Raw genomic sequence first — 17,403 nt, 5'->3', positions numbered from 1 at the left:
CCACGGCAACAACCGCCCACCGCCGCCTGATCGGATCGTTCACTTCGACGGCCCATTCGAGTAGATGCCGGCCGCCACGTTCGCGCCGATGCTCCGCAAGGACGTCGCCGCGAACACCTGAGGAGCATCGTTCAGAGCCCTGGCGAGCCCTGAGTTGACAGCACCGCTGATCGCGGAGGACTCGACGAACTGCATGGTCGCGACGGGTGAGGGAGACGCCCAGGCGGCGAACCCTCCGCCGACGGCGCCGAGGACCGCGGCACCGGCGATTCCCTCCCCCGTCGTATCCTGCCCATAGTAGGCGGCGGTGGTAAGGTACTGGCCTTCGCTGGTAATACCGCCGATCGCGGCGCTGCCCCACACGCCCGTTCCGAGCCAGCCAACGCCGAGTCCGGCGAGCCCTCCAGCCGCCGCCGCGATGCCTACCTCTCCGTAGTCCACGCAGCCGAAGCCCTTTTGCAGCCCCTGCATGACGAACGAGCCCACGCCGCCCGCCACGGCACCGATGGCCCCCGTCGCGAGGATGCTAAGCCTCCCGTCTGGATCGACGTAGTTGACCGGATCATTGTGCCCGTAAGCGTAGAAATTCGGCCCGCCGGCGAAGCCGCTCGCGTCCTTCGACGTCCACCGCCCCACGCTCGGGTCGTAGTCTCGCGCCCCGAACCGCACGAGCTTCGTGTCCCGATCGTACAACCCGCCCGCGAATCCGAACGGCTGGAATCCCGGGTTCGTGTCGAGCGTGACATTACCCCACTCGTCGTAGTCGAGTCGCTGGGCCACCTGGCCGTTCGCCGCGTCCACGACGAGCCTCGGGCTCCCGAGGTGGTCCGTGAGGATGCGGTAGGTGGCACCACCCTTGATCACCAGATCCGGCACATTCCGACCCTGCGCGTAGACGAAGCGCGCCACCACGGCCCCCGCGCCGTCGAGCTCCGCCACTGGCTGGAGCGCGCTCCGGTAGAGGAAGCCCTGGACGTTGACCCCGTTCCGCTGCTTCCAGACGCGATGTCCCTCGCCGTCGATCAGGTAGTCAAGCTCCGTGCCGTCCGGCAAGTCGACGTGCCGCAGGTTGCCGCCGGGATCGTACGTGAAGGTCGTCGTCGCGCCCGTCGCCGTGTCGGTCACGCCCGTCCGGTCGCCCGCCGGGCTCGTCACGTACGTCCTGGTCCCGTACGTGAGCAGCCGGTCCTGGTCGTCGTAGGTGCCGCCCTCGACGCCCGCCGGCGACGTACGCGCCATGCGGTTCCCGTTCGCACCGTAGTCGTAGTGCGCCGTGAGCACGCCGTCCCGGACCACGTCGGTCAGCCGGCCGGCGAGATCGTAGGCGTAGTCGTACGCGTGAGTCTCTCCCATGATGGTCTCCGTCCGCTGGTCGATGCGCCCCAGCGCGTCCGGAGTATAACTCACCTCGTACACAGCCGACCCCGCCACCTGCGCGACGTACGTCTCCACGGCACCGTACTCGTCGGGGGTGACCGTGTCGCTGACGACGCCGACGCTGCTCCCTGTGTACAGCCCGTTCTGCGGGTGGCGGTGCAGCGTGAGGCCGCCGGCGTGGTTGAGGAATCCATCCGCGTCGTAACCGAAGCTAAGCGCCGCGCCGCTGTTCACCCGCTCGCTGGCGATCTGGAAGTTGTTGTCATACGTCCAGTGCACCGCTCCCAGGCTGCTCCCCGTCCCGGTGGTCGTCCAGGTTCGGCTGGTCAGGAGCACGCCGTCGTAGCCATACGCGATCGAGAGCCCGGACGGCCCGGCGATGCTCGCCAGGTGGCCCGTCGTTGGGTGATAGCTGTACTGAATCGTACCCATGCCGGCTGGCAACATCACGAGCATGGGTCGGCCTGTGACCGGATCCGGCGTGTGCACCGTGGCAGGCTCGCCGGGCCGGGTCGAGCTCGTGAGGAGGCGATCCGGGTCGTAGGACCAGGAGGTCTCCCTGGCGATGCTTCCGGCCTCGGGTGCCAGGTACTGCTCGAGCAAGGCGGCCGGGGTGTACCCGAACGTGTGCGCGGGCCGGTCCGGCGGCGTCACGGTGTGAACGAGCCCGCCGGCGTAGTAGCTCGCGCCGAGGATCTCGTTGTCCGGCCGCGTCACCTGCGTGACCCGGCCGACCGGATCGTGCCCAACGAAGGTGGTATGGTTCAGCGGCTGGGTCACCGTGGTGAGCCAGCCGTTGTCCTCGTAGGTGTACGTCCACGTCCTGGGCCCCTGAACGAGCGTATGGATCCGACCGTTCGGATGATACGTTGCCTGGAGCGGAAGAACGTCCGGCACCGCGATCTCGGCTACCCGTCCCTGCGCGTTCAGGGTCGTCGTCACGTGTCGTCCAGTCGGCAAGGTGTGGACGACGGTGCCCGACGCCTTGTCGAACACGTCCGTGAACACCATCCCATTGACGGTCGTGGTCTCGATGAGCGAGGTGATGTCGAGGTCGTTGGGCGGGAGCACCGAGCGCGCTCGGGTGATCTGCATCTGCCTTCCAAGCGGCGTGGTGTAGGTCTCCTTGCCGTTGATGGGCGACTGTACGCCGAAGCGCGGATCGCCCGTCACCACCGTGGAGACCGCGGTGCCGTTCGGCGTCGTCATCGTCCTCGATCCGCTCGGGTCGGTCTGCACGACGGTCGAGAGGCCGTTCCATCCGGTGTGCGTGCGCCGCTCGCCGCCGGCGGCGAGCTCCTCGATCTCGTGCTTGCGCGTCCGGCCCTCCGCCGTGGTGAGCGTGACGGAGTAGCCCGAGCTGGTGTTCGTCCGGCTGAGCGTCTTGAAGCCGTCCGCCGGATCGTCGTCCCTGACGAGACGCCCCTCGTCGTACTCGAACTCGTGCAGGCGCCCGAGCGGCTCGAGCATCGACATGAGGAGGCCCGTGCCCGGGTAGTACTCCAGCGTCGTCGTCTCGCTCGCAGGGTTCGTCAGCGTTCCGAGGTAGCCCTCCGCGTCCATCGCGAGCGATGTGGTCTGCAAGATGGGCGCGACGATCGCCGTCGCGACGCCGCTCGCGTCGCGCTGGATCGTCGTCACCTGGCCGTCCACGTCGGTGACCGTCGTCAGTCGGCCTTCGGGATCGTAGCCGAACTGGTAGCGCGTGACCCCGAGCAGCGCGTCCTTCGTGGCGAGGTGGCGCCCCCGCTCGTCGAACACGTAGTATTCCGTGCCGTCCTCGCTCGGCACCGTGAGGTTGCCGGGAGCCACGCCCGGGAAGGGCGCCTTCAAGCGGACGATGATTGCATCGGCCGCCGCGTTCCCGTCGGCGATGAGGATCTCCCCGCCCGGCGTGACGGCAAGGCCCCGCGGCCTGATGAGCCAGGCCTTGGTCGCCGGCCCGTCGAGCCCGCAATGCTCGGAGCCGCACAGCGTCGGAGGGATGGCGCGGTTGCCCGCGATCGTGGTGATGATGCCGTCCGGCGAGATGCGGCGCAAGGTGGGGTAGTCGTGGTCCCCGAGCCTCTGGGTCGTGAAGTAGATGCTGCCGTCGGGTCCGAGCGCGAGCGCTTGGGGCGATCCGAGGAACGCTGACGTCGCCGAGCCCCCGTCGCCCGTCTGATGTGTGCCTCCGACCGCGTGGCCCCCGACCGTGGTGAGGACTCCGTTGAGGTCGACGCGCCGGATACGGTTTCCAACAGAACCGATCGCACCGACGGATTCGGCGAGGTAGAAGCCGCCGTCAGGCGCCGCGGCCACGGCGGTGATCCAGGCGAAGCGAGCTTCGGTGGCCCGGACGCCATCTCCGGAGCTGCTTGCCTCTCCCGTGCCCGCCACCGTGCTGATGATCCCGTCGGGGGTCACCATTCGGACACGCGTGCTCATGGCGATGTACAGGGTGCCGTCCGGCGCGGCCGAGAGGGCGTTGACGGTATCGCCGAGGGGGAGGGAGGTCGCGGCCACGTTGTCGGGCATGGCAGCGACGCTGCAGCTGCCGTTCCCGGCGACGTTCCAGATCATGCCGTCCGGGGCGATGCGCCGGATGCGACAGCTGTCCTTGAAGTAGATGGTTCCGTCAGGCCCGATCGTGATGAGCTTCGGAGTAGAAAGGAGCGCGCTCGTGGCGGGCCGATTGTCCCCGTTGTATCCGTGCTGATTGTAGACGCCGGCGATGGTGCTGATGATCCCGTCGGGGCCGATCTTCCGGACGCGACTCGTAAACTGGTCGGGAAAATAGAGGCTGCCATCGGGCCCGGTCGCGACGCCCTCCGGGAGGCCGATGTACGCGGACGCGGCGCTGATACCGTCGGCAGCCGCGGCGCTGCTCGCGGGGATCTCGCCCGCCACCCGGCGGAGGCTGCTCGGCAAGTCGCGGCCGGTGCGCCTCTCGCCGTCGCCTCGATAGAGGATCGAGGTGACAGGATCGTACGCATGGTGCTCGCTGAGGCTCAGCCCACCGAGCGCGTCGGAGCCGTTGTGCCAGGCGCCCAGCGTGCTCTCCCACCTCCGGTGCAGCGTGATGTCCTGCCGCGCCCTGTTCCCCGAGATCCGGTCGCCCCCCAGGCGGCCGAACGAGCCCCCGCCCCCGCTCACCGTTCCCCCGCCGAAGGTGCCGCTCAGGTTGGGCTTCTTGTACTCCCCCTCATAGGTGTAGCCGATATCCACCACGACCGGCTGCTTCCCCGCGACGTCGCGGCCAAGAGCGTCCTTGCCGTCCCACTCGAAGACATACTCCTGGTTCGGCGGGCAGGGGCACGACTGGGCATACCCGAAGCTGCGCCCGGCGATGCTCACGCCGACGCCGATCCGCAGGAGCTTCGAGTGGACCGTCTCCTTGGTCAGCGGGATCGGGAGGCGGTACAGGTCCCTTCGCCCCAGCGTCCTGTCGCTCTGGTAATGCAGGCCGAACGGCGTGCCGCTCACGGGCAGCCGCTCGCCGAGGACCTGGCTCTCGCACTCGATGATCGAGCCGGTCGCCTTGCAGGTCTTGTCCGGAAGACCCGTCGCCACGCCGGAGCCGTCGGGAGGCGGGACCGCGTCTTCCGGCGGCCCGAACGGCCAGTTCGCGTCCCACGGCGTGAAGTGCGTCACCTGGACGCGCCAGAGGCTCGTCCCCGCGGTGTACAGCGCGCCGAGCTGCTCGAGCTCCTCGGCGGTGATCCCCAGCTCGTCGAGCTCGCTCGTGTCGTCGGCCACGCTGTCGCCGTCGATGTCCAGCGACACCGCCCCGCCGCTCACGTCGAGGATCTCGATGACGCGCCCGTCCTCCGACGGCATCCACATCCCCTGCTGCGCATCGTAGTAGCCGAGCGGGACGGCCATCCCGACAGGGAAGCTCAGGAAGTTCTCGACGTAGAACGGGATGGGCTGATTGAACTCGACGTTCGTCGCCCCGGCGGCGACCGCCTCGTCGAGCCCGAGCTCCACCGCATAGGTGTACGCGCTGGCCGCTGGCAGCGTACCCGGCATCGCCTCGGGGCCGTTCGGGCCGACCGTGTACTCGGTCGCTCGCACGTGCACCTCGGCCGGCAATGCCACGGTCGTCATGGCCCCCGGCGGGCCGTTCGGGTCCGGCACGGTCATCATCCCCGAGGTGCCCGGGGGGAAGAGCAAGGTCGCCTGGCGCGTCCCGCTCTCGTCCGTTTGCACGCTCCCCCGCGCCACCTGCACCTCGGCCGCGCTGCCCAGCGCGACGGGCGTCACCACCGGATCGCGCTCGATCAGCACCACGTCAGGCGCGTCGGACCAGCGCTGCCAGGTGGTGCCCACCTGCCGTTGCGCCGGCAGGTATCCGCTCTTTTCGTACTGGATCGTGAGCGGCCGGCCTCCCCGCACGACGAGCTCGAAGGCCCCGTCTGCGCGCGTGAGCACCCGCCCGAAGCTCTCGGCGTCCCCCACGTCATGGCCCAGCACACTCACCTGGGCGCCGGAGATCGGGACGCCCGACCGGGTCGCGACCTTGCCTTTGACGACCGCCACCGTGCCCGGTTCGAACGTCGCGGTCGCGCCCGTCTGCGGCGCGCTCGGTCCCTGGTAGATGCAGCCGACAGCGTCGATGAGCCGCGTGGCCACGGTCGGATCCAGCGCCGGACAGGCCACGTGCGTCACCGCGCCGGTCGCCGGGTCGCACGTATCGATCGTGCTCGGATCACTGTCGTCGGTCGAGATGGGCGTGTGCAGAATGCCCAGCACCGGGTCGCAGGTGTCGGTCGTGCACGCGTCGTTATCGTCGAGCGTGCCGGTGCAGGTCGCCGCGGTCGTGTAACAGACCTCGAGGCTCGGCCGGTCGTCGACCTGCGGATCGTCGCTGCTTCGGAAGCTCGTGGTGAGGACCGGCGCCTCCTCCAGCAGCATTCCGTGGTTCGGGACGGTGCCCGCGAGCCACGCCGCGGTGAGCGACGTCAGATCGGCCGAGCGGATCCCGGCGCCGGGGAGCGACTGGAACGAGGCCGCGATCGCCGAGTCGAAATCGCTCCCATTTCCCAGGCTCTGCCAGGTCACCGTCGGCTCGGCCCACGGCGAGAGGATCCGGTGGATGTTGATGGTGCTCGAGGTGGTGTCGTCCCGGTAGATCTGCTCGATCCGCAGCGTCGAAGAGACGACCGTCGCCCCGGCGGGCATCGGTGAGAGATCGAAACGGAGGACGGCGTGCCGTACGCCGAACCCGGCCAGGGTGCCCGTGCGGAGGAGCACGGTCGAATCGCTCCAGGTCGGGAACGTCTCCCAGATCGTCGCGTCCTCCACCGCGCCCGCCGTCCCGCGCTGGATCGTCACGCAGGTCGGGTCCTCGGCGCCCACCGCGAGCTTCGCGGTGCCGTGCAGCTCCTCGCTCGGCGAGCCCGAGCTGCAGCCGGCGCCGAACGCGACGGCGCTCAAGAGGACGCCGTTCGCGAGAAGGAGGGACCTTCGCCGGTACCTGCTCGGCGGCTCGAAGATCTCGAGCGCCTGAAGGGATGCTCGTCGATGTCGTCTCGCGAGCAGTCTAGCTTCTATTTCAACCGTCATTGCTTCTCCTTGGTCCGGAGCGCGTGCGTCACAGGAATGCGAAATGCACGCGCCGGCGTCGCCTCGCGCCCGCGGTCGCCTCGGTCAATCACGTTTAGCCGCATTGACGCGCGAGGCGCGCACGAGCGCCGTAAGGCCATCCAGCGCGCGCGACCAAGCAACCCACGTGCCACCCTGCGTTCCTTCCCTCGCTCGGCATCGGCGAAGCCCGATCGTCAGATCGTCCTTCGTTCCGGGCACGCCCCCAGCGCGGCCACGCCGGCGCACCGCGGAGCGGATCCGATCGATCCGAACACCTCGTCGCCTCAGCTCGTCGCTCGTACAGCGTCCCTCACCGCCGGCCACGTCCACCACGATCCCGTGCGCCGGCCGGCGTCATCGAGCCGCGATGTACGGCGCGCTCGCGCCGTGACATGTCACGCTGGCTCCGTGACATGTCACGCTGCGCGGCCCCCCTCGCTGTGCGGCGGTCACGCCCGTCGCATGCCCGGCATCCCCGTGCGGGCGCGCGCAAACGGCGCGACATCGCCACGCGAGGGCCTGAGCCATGCCGGCAGTGGTCTTGGATCTAGGAAGGTAATCGTCGGTATGCTGGTGGTCGGTGCGCTCGGAGCTGGCTCCTTCGCGTGGGCCGGGCTCAAGGACACCTCGTAGACTGTATCCGCACCGGCCGGATGGCGTGGGGCGCCGGAGACGCGGCGGCGCCGTCCGGGACCGAGCACTTCGACGAGCTCGGGCGCGACCCGCCCGCCGCCGCGATCTTCCACCAGGCGATGGTGGAGCCCGCACGTTGGCGCTCGATGTCCTCGAGTACCCAGCCTGCAAGGCCACGCAGCGTCGGCCAGCACGCGGGAGCTCATCGCGGAGCTTCGACCGCGGTCAACGCGGCGCCCCTTCGATCAGCCCAGGGACACGCGCCATCGAGCGATCGTGGAGCCCGCCGAGCAGCGGCAGCGCGACCATCGCGCCGATCAGCGCGAGGACCATGTCCCACTGCGCGTCCCAGATGTCGCCTTGCGAGCCGAGGAAGGCCTGCCCCACGTCGGACGCGACGAGCAGCGTGACCCACCACTCGAGGAGCTCCCAGAAGGCGGCGATCGCGAGGACCACCGAGAGGATGAGGAAGGTCAGCCAGCCGCCGCGGCGGAGCGGCGTCCGCCGAAGGAGCACCTCGCGGATCGTGAGCGCGGGGAAGAGTCCGAGCGCGATATGGCCGACGCGATCGTAATGGTTGCGACTCAGATGAAAGGCCTCTTTGGCCCAGCTGCCGAGCGGGGTGAGCGCGTAGGTGTAATAGCCGCCGTAGATCAGGATCAGCATGTGGAGGAAGACACCCCAGTAGACGATGTGGGACATCGGGAAGCGCCGGTAGACGCCGATCAGGACGGCGACGCCGGCGAGGCCGGGGCCCACCTCGAGCATCCAGCTCGTGCGTCCGGCCGCGGGGCTCCACACGGTGGCGATACTGATGATCGTGAGGACGGCGAGCAGGATGAGCGGGAGCTTCGCGTGCTCCGCCGTCGTACGGGGCGCGTCGGAGCTCGGCTCGGGCTTCGCGAGATCGGTCGTGGTTGTCATGCGCTCTCCTGGTTGCGGATCATTACCCCTCCCGTCGATCGGTCAGCCTCGCGGCGCCGCGACGCGCCCACCGTACCGTCCCTGCGGCGATCGTGACCAGCGCCGTGACGCCGACGAGGAGCCCCGCAGGCTGGCGGTGGGTGAAGGCAGCCCCTTCGGTGAAGGCAGCCCCTTCAACGCGTGCCCGCGCGCGGTGCCCAGGCGCTGCGCCTCGCGCATTCCGCCCCCCCAGGGTTGACAAGGTGTACATAGAACACTAAGCTTAGTGTATAGAAAACACGAACAATCGGATGCTCGCCGCGTTCAGGCCCCCAGGGCCGGCGCCGATGGCGGAGCTCTGACGCCGAGAGCGCCGCGCGTGTGGCGCTCTGACGGGCCGATGTCCGGCCGCAGCGCCCCCTCGCCGGGCGCAGAAGGGATGTCCATGTCTCGCGAGGTCGCTTTCTTGACGGACGTGGGAGGAGGTTCGCCGTTCGAGATCGCCGGCGGCACCGTGACCGGGACCGACCACCTCGCGGTGGGGCGGCCCAACCAGGACGCCTACGCCTTCCGGGTCGAGGGCGGCTGTCTTGCCGCGGTGGTCTGCGACGGCTGCGGCAGCGGCGCGCGCAGCGAGGTGGGCGCGGCGCTCGGGGCCCGGCTCGTGACCGAGCAGGTGCTCGGCGCGCTCCGGCGGGGCGCCGACGTCGCGTCGCCGGAGACCTGGGAAGAGGTGCGGCTCGGGACCCTCGCGCCGCTCCGGGCGATGGCCGGCGGCATGGGCGGGAGCCTCGCCGAGGTCGTGTCGACCTACTTCCTCTTCACCGCGGTCGGCCTCGCCGTCTCAGGGGACACGGCGTGCGCGTTCTCCCTCGGCGACGGCCTGATCGCCCTCGGCGACGAGCTCCTGCGGCTCGGCCCCTTCCCGAGGAACGAACCCCCGTACCTCGCTTACGGCCTGCTCGATCGCCCGCCGGGCGGCGAGGCGCCGCGCTTCACCGTGCACCGCGCCTTTCCGTCGAGCGCCCTCCGGACTGCCCTGCTCGGCACCGACGGCGCGCTCGATCTCCTGGAGTCGTCGTCCCGGCAGCTCCCGGGCGGCGGCGGAGAGGTCGGCCCGCTCTCCCGGTTCTGGGAGGACGATCGCACCTTCGGCAACCCGGACGCGGTGAGGAGGCGGCTCGCGCTCATCAACCGCACGGTGACGCGGCCAGTGTGGAAGGAAGAGCGGATGGAGCGCGAAGGCGGGCTGCTGCGCGACGACACGACCCTTGTCGTCGTGCGAAGGGCGCGGAGCGCGCGCGCCTGACGCGCCGCCCTGCGCGGCGTCACGACGGGGGATAGCGCGGATTTTCGAACGCCGAGAGGAGGCGAAGGTGGACGTGTATCTCGGTGCAAAGCGAGTTCGACTCGACCCCAAGGCCTCGATCGGCAAGGGCGGAGAGGCGGACGTGTTCGACCTCGGCGACGGCCGCGCGCTCAAGGTCTGGAAGACGCCCGATCACCCGGATTACGCGGGGCAGGACGCCGAGCAGCGCGCGGCGCAGGACCGCATCGAGCGCCACCAGGACAAGCTGCGCGCCTTTCCCGGCGCGCTGCCAGGCCAGGTGATCGCGCCCGTCGAGCTCGCGACCGACAAGGCGAGGAAGCGCCTCGTGGGCTACGCCATGCGCCTCGTGCGCGGCGCGGAGCCGCTCCTGCGGTACGGCGAGCCGTCGATGCGCCACGGCGGGCTCTCGTCGGCCGCGGTCTCCGGGGTGCTCGCGGGGCTCCACCGGACCGTCGAGGCGATCCACGGCCGGGGCGTCGTGATCGGCGACTTCAACGATCTCAACGTCCTCGTCGCCGGCGGCGAGGCGTTCGTCATCGACGCCGACAGCTTCCAGTTCGGCCCGTTCCTGTGTCAGGTGTTCACCGAGCGCTTCGTCGATCCGCTGCTCTGCGACCCTTCCCTGCCCCGACCGATGCTGGGGAGGCCTTATTCGCCGGACTCCGACTGGTACGCGTTCGCGGTGATGGCCATGCAGAGCCTGCTCTGCGTGGGGCCCTATGGCGGCGTCTTCCGGCCGCGGTCCCCGTCGGCGCGCGTGCCCGAGTGCGCGAGGCCGCTCCGCCGCATCACCGTGTTCGACCGCGAGGTGCGGTATCCGAAGCCGGCGATCCCCTACCGCGTCCTGCCGGACGACCTCCTGGACGCGCTGTACCGCGTCTTCGTCCAGGACCAGCGCGGCGTGTTCCCGCGCCGGCTGATCGAGGCGCTCGCGTGGACGCGGTGCCCGTCGTGCGGCGTCGAGCACGCGCGCCCTGCCTGCCCGACCTGCGCGGGCGCCGCGCCGGCGGTCGTGAAGGAGTCGACCGTGGTCCACGGCGAGGTGCTCGCGACGCGGATCCTGAGCACGCGCGGGGTGATCCTTGCCGCGTCCGTCGGGCCGGGCGGGCTCTCTTACCTCGTGAACGAGGGCGGGCGTTTCCTGCGGGAGGACGGGTCGCTCGTGATGTCCGGCGCGCCTCACCCCGCGATGCGGTTCGCGGTGCACGGGAGGGCGACGCTGATCGGCCGGGGCGGCGAGCTCGTCTTGCTCTCGCCGGGGGCGGCGCCCGAGCGGATCCAGGTGGATTGCCTCGGGACGAGGCCCATGTTCGACGTGGGCGAGCGCGCCCGCTACTGGACGCGCGGCGGCCAGCTCCTGCGCAGCGGCAAGCCGGGCGCCGCCGCGCTGTCGGGCGAGGCGGACGCCGTCCCGATGGGCGATGTCCTCGCCGGGCAAACCGTGTTCTGGGCGGGTCCGCGCTTCGGGCTCGGCTTCTACCGCGCCGGGAACGTCTCGATCGCGTTCGTGTTCGACGCCGAGCGGCCGGGCCTCAAGGACACGGTCAAGCTGCCTTTCCCCGGCGGCAAGCTCACCTCGGCCATATGCGTGTTCGACGCGGGCCCGGGCGCTGCGTCCCGCGCCGGCCGCGGGCGCGCCTGGCTCTTCCTCGCGGCCGAGCAGGCCGGCCGCACCGTGCACCGGTGCATCGTCGTCGGCGAGGACGGCGCGGTCGAGGCGATGGCCGACGGCGAGGGGGAAGGCGGCTCGTGGCTCGGTGCGCTCACGGGCAAGTGCGCGGCGTCGGGGTTCCTGCTCTCGGCGACCGACAGCGGCATCGTCCGCGTCGAGGTCCGAGGGGGAGCGCTCGTGGAGACGCGGCAGTTCCCCGGCACCGAGCCGTTCGTCACGCAGGCTTCCCGGCTGCTCGTCGGGCCCGAGGGCCTGTTCGTCGTCGACGCGCAGTCGATCACCTTGCTTCGCATCGCGTGAATCCATGGCTGAGCTGATCGGCCCGCGCTCGCGGGCCGCCTGAGAGGAGAGAGAGAGATCATGAAAACGACCGAGCTCCCGCTGCCCACCTTCTACGATCCGAGGAACGCCGAGCGGTGGGGCTACCACCCCGACGAGACGGCGCTCCACGGCGCCGCCGCCGCGTGGCGGAAGGCGCACGGCATGAAGCCGTCGGCCGCGGACGCGCAGAACGTCCACCTCCTGCTCATCGATGTGCAGAAGGACTTCTGCTTCCCGCAGGGCTCGCTGTACGTCGCCGGCAGGAGCGGCACGGGCGCGGTCGACGACAGCCGCCGCATCGCCGAGTTCATCTACAGGAACCTCGCGTCCATCACGAACATGACGGTCACGATGGATACCCATTTTGCTTACCAGATCTTCTTCCCGTCGTTCTGGGTGGATCGCGAGGACCGGCCGCTCAGCGCGTACCGCGAGATCACCACGGCGCAGATCGACGCGGGGGAGGTGCGGCCGAACCCGGCCGTGGCGAAGTGGCTCTGCGGCGGCAACTATCCGTGGCTGATGAAGCAGGTCCGGTACTACTGCGAGGAGCTCGAGAAGGCGGGCAAATACAGGCTCTACCTGTGGCCGCCGCACTGCATCCTCGGCAGCGACGGCCACGCGCTCGCGGGGGTCGTGCACGAGGCGCGGATGTTCCACGCGTTCGCGCGCGGGGTGCAGTCGTGGGTCGAGGTCAAGGGCGGCAACCCGCTCACCGAGAACTACTCGGTGATGCAGCCCGAGGTGCTGACGCGCCACGACGGCCAGCCGCTGGCGCAGCGGAGCACGCTCTTCCTGAAGACGCTGCTCCACGCGGACGCGGTGATCATCGCCGGCCAGGCCTCGAGCCACTGCGTGCGCAGCTCGATCGAGGACATCTTGACCGAGGTCGCGCTGACCGACCGCGCGCTCGCGAAGAAGATCTACGTGATGACCGACTGCATGTCGCCGGTCACCGTGCCCGACGGCAAGGGGGGATTCGTGGCCGACTTCACCGCCGAGGCGGACAAGGCGCTGAGCCGGTTCGCCGCCGCCGGCATGAACCTCGTGAAGAGCACCGACCCGGTCGCGCGCTGGCTCGTCTAGCGCCGCGCGGCCCGGCCGGCCGCCCCGGCTTCGCGCGCTGGAACGCATGACCCTGGAGGATCCGATACCATGAGCAAGGACAACGGGAAGACGATGAATGGCGGTGGCTCGCTCGACATCGAGCAGCTGTTCGAGGCCGCGCGGGACGAGGGAGCGCTCTCGCCCGAGGCGATGCAGGCGCTGCACATCACCGACCTGGGCGCCCAGATCCAGGCGGGCTTCGGCGTGCAGGTGGACGACGTCGCGTCGTCGGAGGTGGTGCTGGTCACGGTGATGCCCGACGACTCGGGATCCATCAAATTCGCCGGCAACGCCCGGGCGGTGCGCGACGGGCACAACCTCGTTGTGGGCGCCCTCGCCGACTCCAAGCAGCGCGACTCCATCCTGGCGCACAACCGCTACCTGAACGGAGAGGTGCTGTATCCGTATTGCCCGATCGCCCAGGCGGTGAAGATGGATACGAAGAACTACGACCCCATGCTCGGCACGCCGCTCTACGACCAGACGGTGGTGCTCCTCGGAACGGTGATCGCGAAGGCGCAGGAGTTCGCGCTGAGCGGCGTCCCGGCGCGCACGGTCACGCTGATCATCTCGGACGGCGCCGACGCGGGCTCGACGTGGGCCAAGGCCAAGGACGTGTGCGCGCTCGTCCGCGACATGCGCCGGGCCGAGGCCCACATCGTGGCGGCGATCGGCATCGACGACGGGAACACCGACTTCCGCGCCGTCTTCCGCGACATGGGGATCGAGGACCGCTGGATCCTGACGCCGAAGAGCGACGCGGCCGACATCCGCAAGGCGTTCTCGCTGTTCTCCCAGTCGGCGGTGCGCGCCAGCCAGGGCGGCGCGTCGTTCTCCAAGGCGGCCGCCGGCGGCTTCGGAGGGTAATCAGCTCAACCGGTGGGATCGCCGTCTTGTATCCCTGGATGGCCGCGCTGATTGGCCAGAGCTGCTCCGGCGGATCCATACAAATCATGTGCTCGCGGCTGCGGGCGCGGCGGCGATCCATCGGCTAGCATCGCCGGGCCGATGAACACTCATGTCCTCGCGTGCGCCATCGCGATCACCGTCCTCGCTGCGTGCTCGAGGACGTCGTCGGATACGACGTCGACGGACGCTGGCACAGGCGCGAAGAGCGGCGCGCGGCTCCGCATCGCCGTCGTGCCCAAGGGGACAACGCACGAGTTCTGGAAGAGCGCGCACGCGGGCGCGGTGAAGGCCTCGCGCGAGCTCGACGTCGATATCGTGTGGAAGGGGCCGCTCAGGGAGGACGATCTCAAGGCGCAGATCGATGTCGTCTCGAGCTTCGTCGCGCAGGGCGTGTCCGGCGTCGTGCTCGCGCCGCTCAACAGCATGGCGCTGAAGGCGCCTGTGCACGCGGCGGCGCAGGCGAGGATCCCGGTTGTCGTGTTCGACTCCGACCTCGCCGGTGATGAGCACGTGAGCTTCATCGCGACCGACAACCGGGCCGCCGGCAAGCTCGCGGGAGAGCACCTCGGCAGGGCGATAGGCGGGAAGGGCAATGTCGTGATGCTCCGCTACCAGGAGGGCTCGGCGAGCACGCGGGACCGCGAGGACGGCTTCCTCGACGTGGTGCGCGCGATGCCCGGCATCACGGTGGCGAGCGAGAACCAGCACGGCGGCGCCACCACGGAGACGGCGTTCAAGAAGAGCGAGAGCCTGCTCCTCGCGCAGAAGGCGGCGGAGGGGACGCTCGCCGGCGTGTTCGCGCCGAACGAGTCGACGACCTTCGGGATGCTGCAGGCGCTCCGCAAGACGAACCTCGTGAATCAGGTGAAGTTCGTCGGCTTTGACGCCTCGGAGAAGCTCCTCGGCGCGCTGCGCGAGGGCGATATCGAGGCGCTCGTCGTGCAGGACCCGTTCAACATGGGATACCTCGCGGTCAAGACGATGGTGGCGCACCTCCGCGGCGAGAAGGTCGAGCGGCGCATCGACACGGGCGCGCGCGTCGTCACGAAGCAGGACCTCGACGACCCGGCGGTGAAGGAGATCGTGAATCCGGACACCGCCCGGTGGCTCGGGGAGTGAGCGGCTCATGGCCGGAGCGCGCGCGCCCCTCCTCGAGGTGACGGGTCTCGCGAAGGCGTTCGGCCGGAACGCCGTGCTGCGCGACGTCTCGCTGCGGGTAGCTCCGGCGAGCATCCACGCGCTCCTCGGCGAGAACGGCGCGGGCAAGAGCACGCTGACGCGCATCCTGCTCGGCATGGAGCGCGCGGACGCCGGCGCGATCCTGCTGGGGGGAGCGCGGTACGCGCCGGCGTCGGCCGAGGGCGCGCGCCGCGCCGGCGTCGTCCTCGTCCCGCAGGAGCGGACGCTCTGCGCCCACCTCACGGTCGCCGACAACGTGATGCTCGGGATCGAGCCGGCCGCGCGCGCCCGGCTCGGGCTCCGGGACCGCGCGAGAGCGCGCGCCGTCGCGCGCGACGCGATCGCGCTCGTCGCCGCCGACCCGGCCCGCGCCCCGCTCGATGCGCCGGTCGGTGAACTCGGCGTCGCCGATCAGCAGCTCGTCGAGATCGCGCGAGCGCTCGCGCAAGGCGGCCTCCGCGAGGGCGGGCGGCTCGCGGCGCGGCTCCTCGTCCTCGACGAGCCGACCTCGAGCCTGGGTCACGACGACGCCGTGCGCCTGTTCGACCGCGTCCGGGCCCTGCGAGACGCCGGCCTCGCGGTGCTGCTCGTGACGCACTTCCTCTCGGACGTGCGCGCGCACGCCGACCGCTACACCGTGCTCCGCGACGGCCGCACCGCAGGGGAAGGTGATCCTCGCGAGACGGAGCCTGCCGAGATCGTCCGCGAGATGCTGGGACGCGCGCTCGAGGGCGCGCGCGAGCGCGCGGCGTCCGAGGCGGCGCCCCCGGACGGGGGCGAGGTGGTGCTCGACGCCAGGGACGTCTCCGGTGTGAAGCGGCCGAAGCGCGCGTCGCTGACGCTGCGCCGCGGAGAGATCCTCGGCATCGCCGGCCTCGTCGGCTCGGGGCGGACCGAGCTCCTCCGCATCCTCGCGGGGCTCGATCCGAGGCGCAGCGGCGCGGTCACGCTGCGGGCTCCCCGCGGCGTCGGTCTCCTCAGCGAGGATCGCGGCGGCGAGGGGCTGATGCTCGGCCGCTCGATCGCCGAGAACGTCTGGCTCTCGCCGCGCGCGCCGCTCCTCGCCGCGCCGAGGTCGCTCCTCTCGGAGGCGGCGCGCTGGATCGAGAAGCTCGCGATCCGCGCAGGAGGCCCGGATCAGCGCGCCGGTGAGCTCTCGGGCGGCAACCAGCAGAAGGTCCAGCTCGCGCGCCTGCTCCGCGAGGGCTTCGACGTGCTCCTCGTCGACGAGCCGACGCGCGGCATCGACGTCGCGAGCAAGGCGCAGGTGCTCTCGCTGCTCCGTGACCTCGCGGCCGCCGGCAGGGCCATCGTGCTCGTGTCGAGCCAGCTCGACGAGCTCGTGACGACGTGCGATCGCATCGCGGTCCTCCGCCGGGGGACCCTCGAGCCGCCGCGACCCGCGTCGTCGTGGACCGGAGCGTCGCTCCTCCTGGAGGCATCCTCGTGAAGAAGCGTCCGCCGTGGGTCGGTCCGCTCGTCGCCCTGGCGCTCGTGTGCGCGCTCTTCGCGGCGCTCGCGCCCGACACGTTCCTGCGCAGCCAGAACCTGCTCGCGATGGCGCGGCAGACGGTGGTGGTCGGCATCTGCTCCCTCGGCATGACCCTCGTCATCGCGAGCGGCGGGATCGACCTCTCCACGGGCTCGCTCGTCGCGTTCACGACGGTCGTCCTCGCGAAGCTCCTGCGCGCGGGGGTGCCGGCGCTCCCGGCGGCGCTCGCCGCGGTGGCGGCGGCGGGCCTCGCTGGCGTCCTCGCCGGCACGCTCGTGGGGCGCGCGCGAATGACGCCGTTCGTCGTGACGCTGGGCACGATGAGCGCGCTCCGCGGCGCCGCGAAGGGGCTCGCGTCCGAGCAAAAGATCGACGCCGACCCGCGCGGGCTCGACGCGCTGCTCTCGGCCGACCTCGCCGCGCCCGGGCTGTGGATGACGGTCGCGCTCGCGCTCCTTTCCTCCGCCGTCCTCGCCTTCACGCGCTTCGGGCGCCACGTGTTCGCGGTCGGCAGCAACGAGGCCGCGGCGCGGCTGTGCGGCATCGACACGGGGCGCGTGAAGATCGCGGTGTACACCGTGTCGAGCCTGCTCGCCGGCGTCGCCGGCGTGATGGAGTTCGCGACGCTGACGGTGGGCGACCCGACGGATTCGGTGGGCCTCGAGCTGGAGGTCATCGCGGCGGTCGTCATCGGCGGCGCGCCGCTCTCGGGCGGCGAGGGCAGCGTCGCCGGGAGCATGATCGGGGCGCTGCTCATCACGGTCATCCGGACCGGCGGCGTCCACCTCGGGCTGCCGAGCTGGGTGCAGGAGATCGCGACGGGCGCGATCATCGTGGTCGCCGTCGCCATCGACCGGGTGCGGCGCGCGCGCGCGGCCGGCACGGCCGCGCGCTGACGCGGGCCCGCAGGCC

Annotated in this window: 9 protein-coding genes; 7 read left to right on the top strand and 2 right to left on the bottom strand. The window is 70.7% G+C overall.

Features of this window, described 5'->3' with window-relative positions; all coding sequences use genetic code 11:
• Positions 1-39 precede the first annotated feature (39 nt).
• Both WMF17_RS11785 and WMF17_RS11780 read right to left on the bottom strand, forming a co-directional pair.
• Positions 40-6,795 (bottom strand): DNRLRE domain-containing protein, encoded by a 6,756-nt coding sequence (locus WMF17_RS11785; RefSeq protein ID WP_437649467.1) that lies wholly within the window; start codon positions 6,793-6,795, stop codon positions 40-42.
• Positions 6,796-7,803: 1,008 nt separating this feature from the next.
• Positions 7,804-8,502, bottom strand: a complete 699-nt coding sequence (locus WMF17_RS11780) for a DUF2238 domain-containing protein (protein WP_437649465.1) — start codon at positions 8,500-8,502, stop codon at positions 7,804-7,806.
• Between the two features lie 424 nt (positions 8,503-8,926).
• On the opposite strand from WMF17_RS11780, the gene WMF17_RS11775 reads away from it, so the two are divergent.
• From WMF17_RS11775 to WMF17_RS11745, 7 genes are all read left to right on the top strand, one after another.
• The gene (locus WMF17_RS11775; protein WP_437602138.1) at positions 8,927-9,790 is read left to right on the top strand and encodes a protein phosphatase 2C domain-containing protein; all 864 of its coding nucleotides are present in this window, start codon (positions 8,927-8,929) and stop codon (positions 9,788-9,790) included.
• Between the two features lie 67 nt (positions 9,791-9,857).
• Entirely contained in the window at positions 9,858-11,783 is a 1,926-nt protein-coding gene (locus WMF17_RS11770) for a hypothetical protein (protein ID WP_437602137.1), read from the top strand.
• A 60-nt stretch (positions 11,784-11,843) separates the two neighbouring features.
• Positions 11,844-12,890 carry a nicotinamidase gene (locus WMF17_RS11765; protein ID WP_437602136.1) on the top strand — a complete coding sequence of 349 codons (1,047 nt, stop codon included), beginning with the start codon at positions 11,844-11,846 and terminating at the stop codon, positions 12,888-12,890.
• A 69-nt stretch (positions 12,891-12,959) separates the two neighbouring features.
• A complete protein-coding gene (locus tag WMF17_RS11760) occupies positions 12,960-13,778 on the top strand; it encodes a hypothetical protein (protein ID WP_437602135.1) in 819 nt (272 codons plus the stop codon).
• A 141-nt stretch (positions 13,779-13,919) separates the two neighbouring features.
• Positions 13,920-14,939 carry an ABC transporter substrate-binding protein gene (locus tag WMF17_RS11755; protein ID WP_437602133.1) on the top strand — a complete coding sequence of 340 codons (1,020 nt, stop codon included), beginning with the start codon at positions 13,920-13,922 and terminating at the stop codon, positions 14,937-14,939.
• 7 nt (positions 14,940-14,946) lie between these two features.
• A complete protein-coding gene (locus tag WMF17_RS11750; RefSeq protein WP_437602132.1) occupies positions 14,947-16,449 on the top strand; it encodes a sugar ABC transporter ATP-binding protein in 1,503 nt (500 codons plus the stop codon).
• A complete protein-coding gene (locus WMF17_RS11745) occupies positions 16,446-17,387 on the top strand; it encodes an ABC transporter permease (protein WP_437602131.1) in 942 nt (313 codons plus the stop codon). Before WMF17_RS11750 ends, WMF17_RS11745 begins: the two co-directional genes overlap by 4 nt.
• Positions 17,388-17,403 lie beyond the last annotated feature (16 nt).

The organism is Sorangium sp. So ce362 (genome assembly GCF_051519845.1).
Classification (GTDB): Bacteria; Myxococcota_A; Polyangia; order Polyangiales; family Polyangiaceae; genus Sorangium.
Note: the sequence above shows the minus strand (reverse complement) of the source record. Positions and strands in the feature narration are given on the sequence as shown.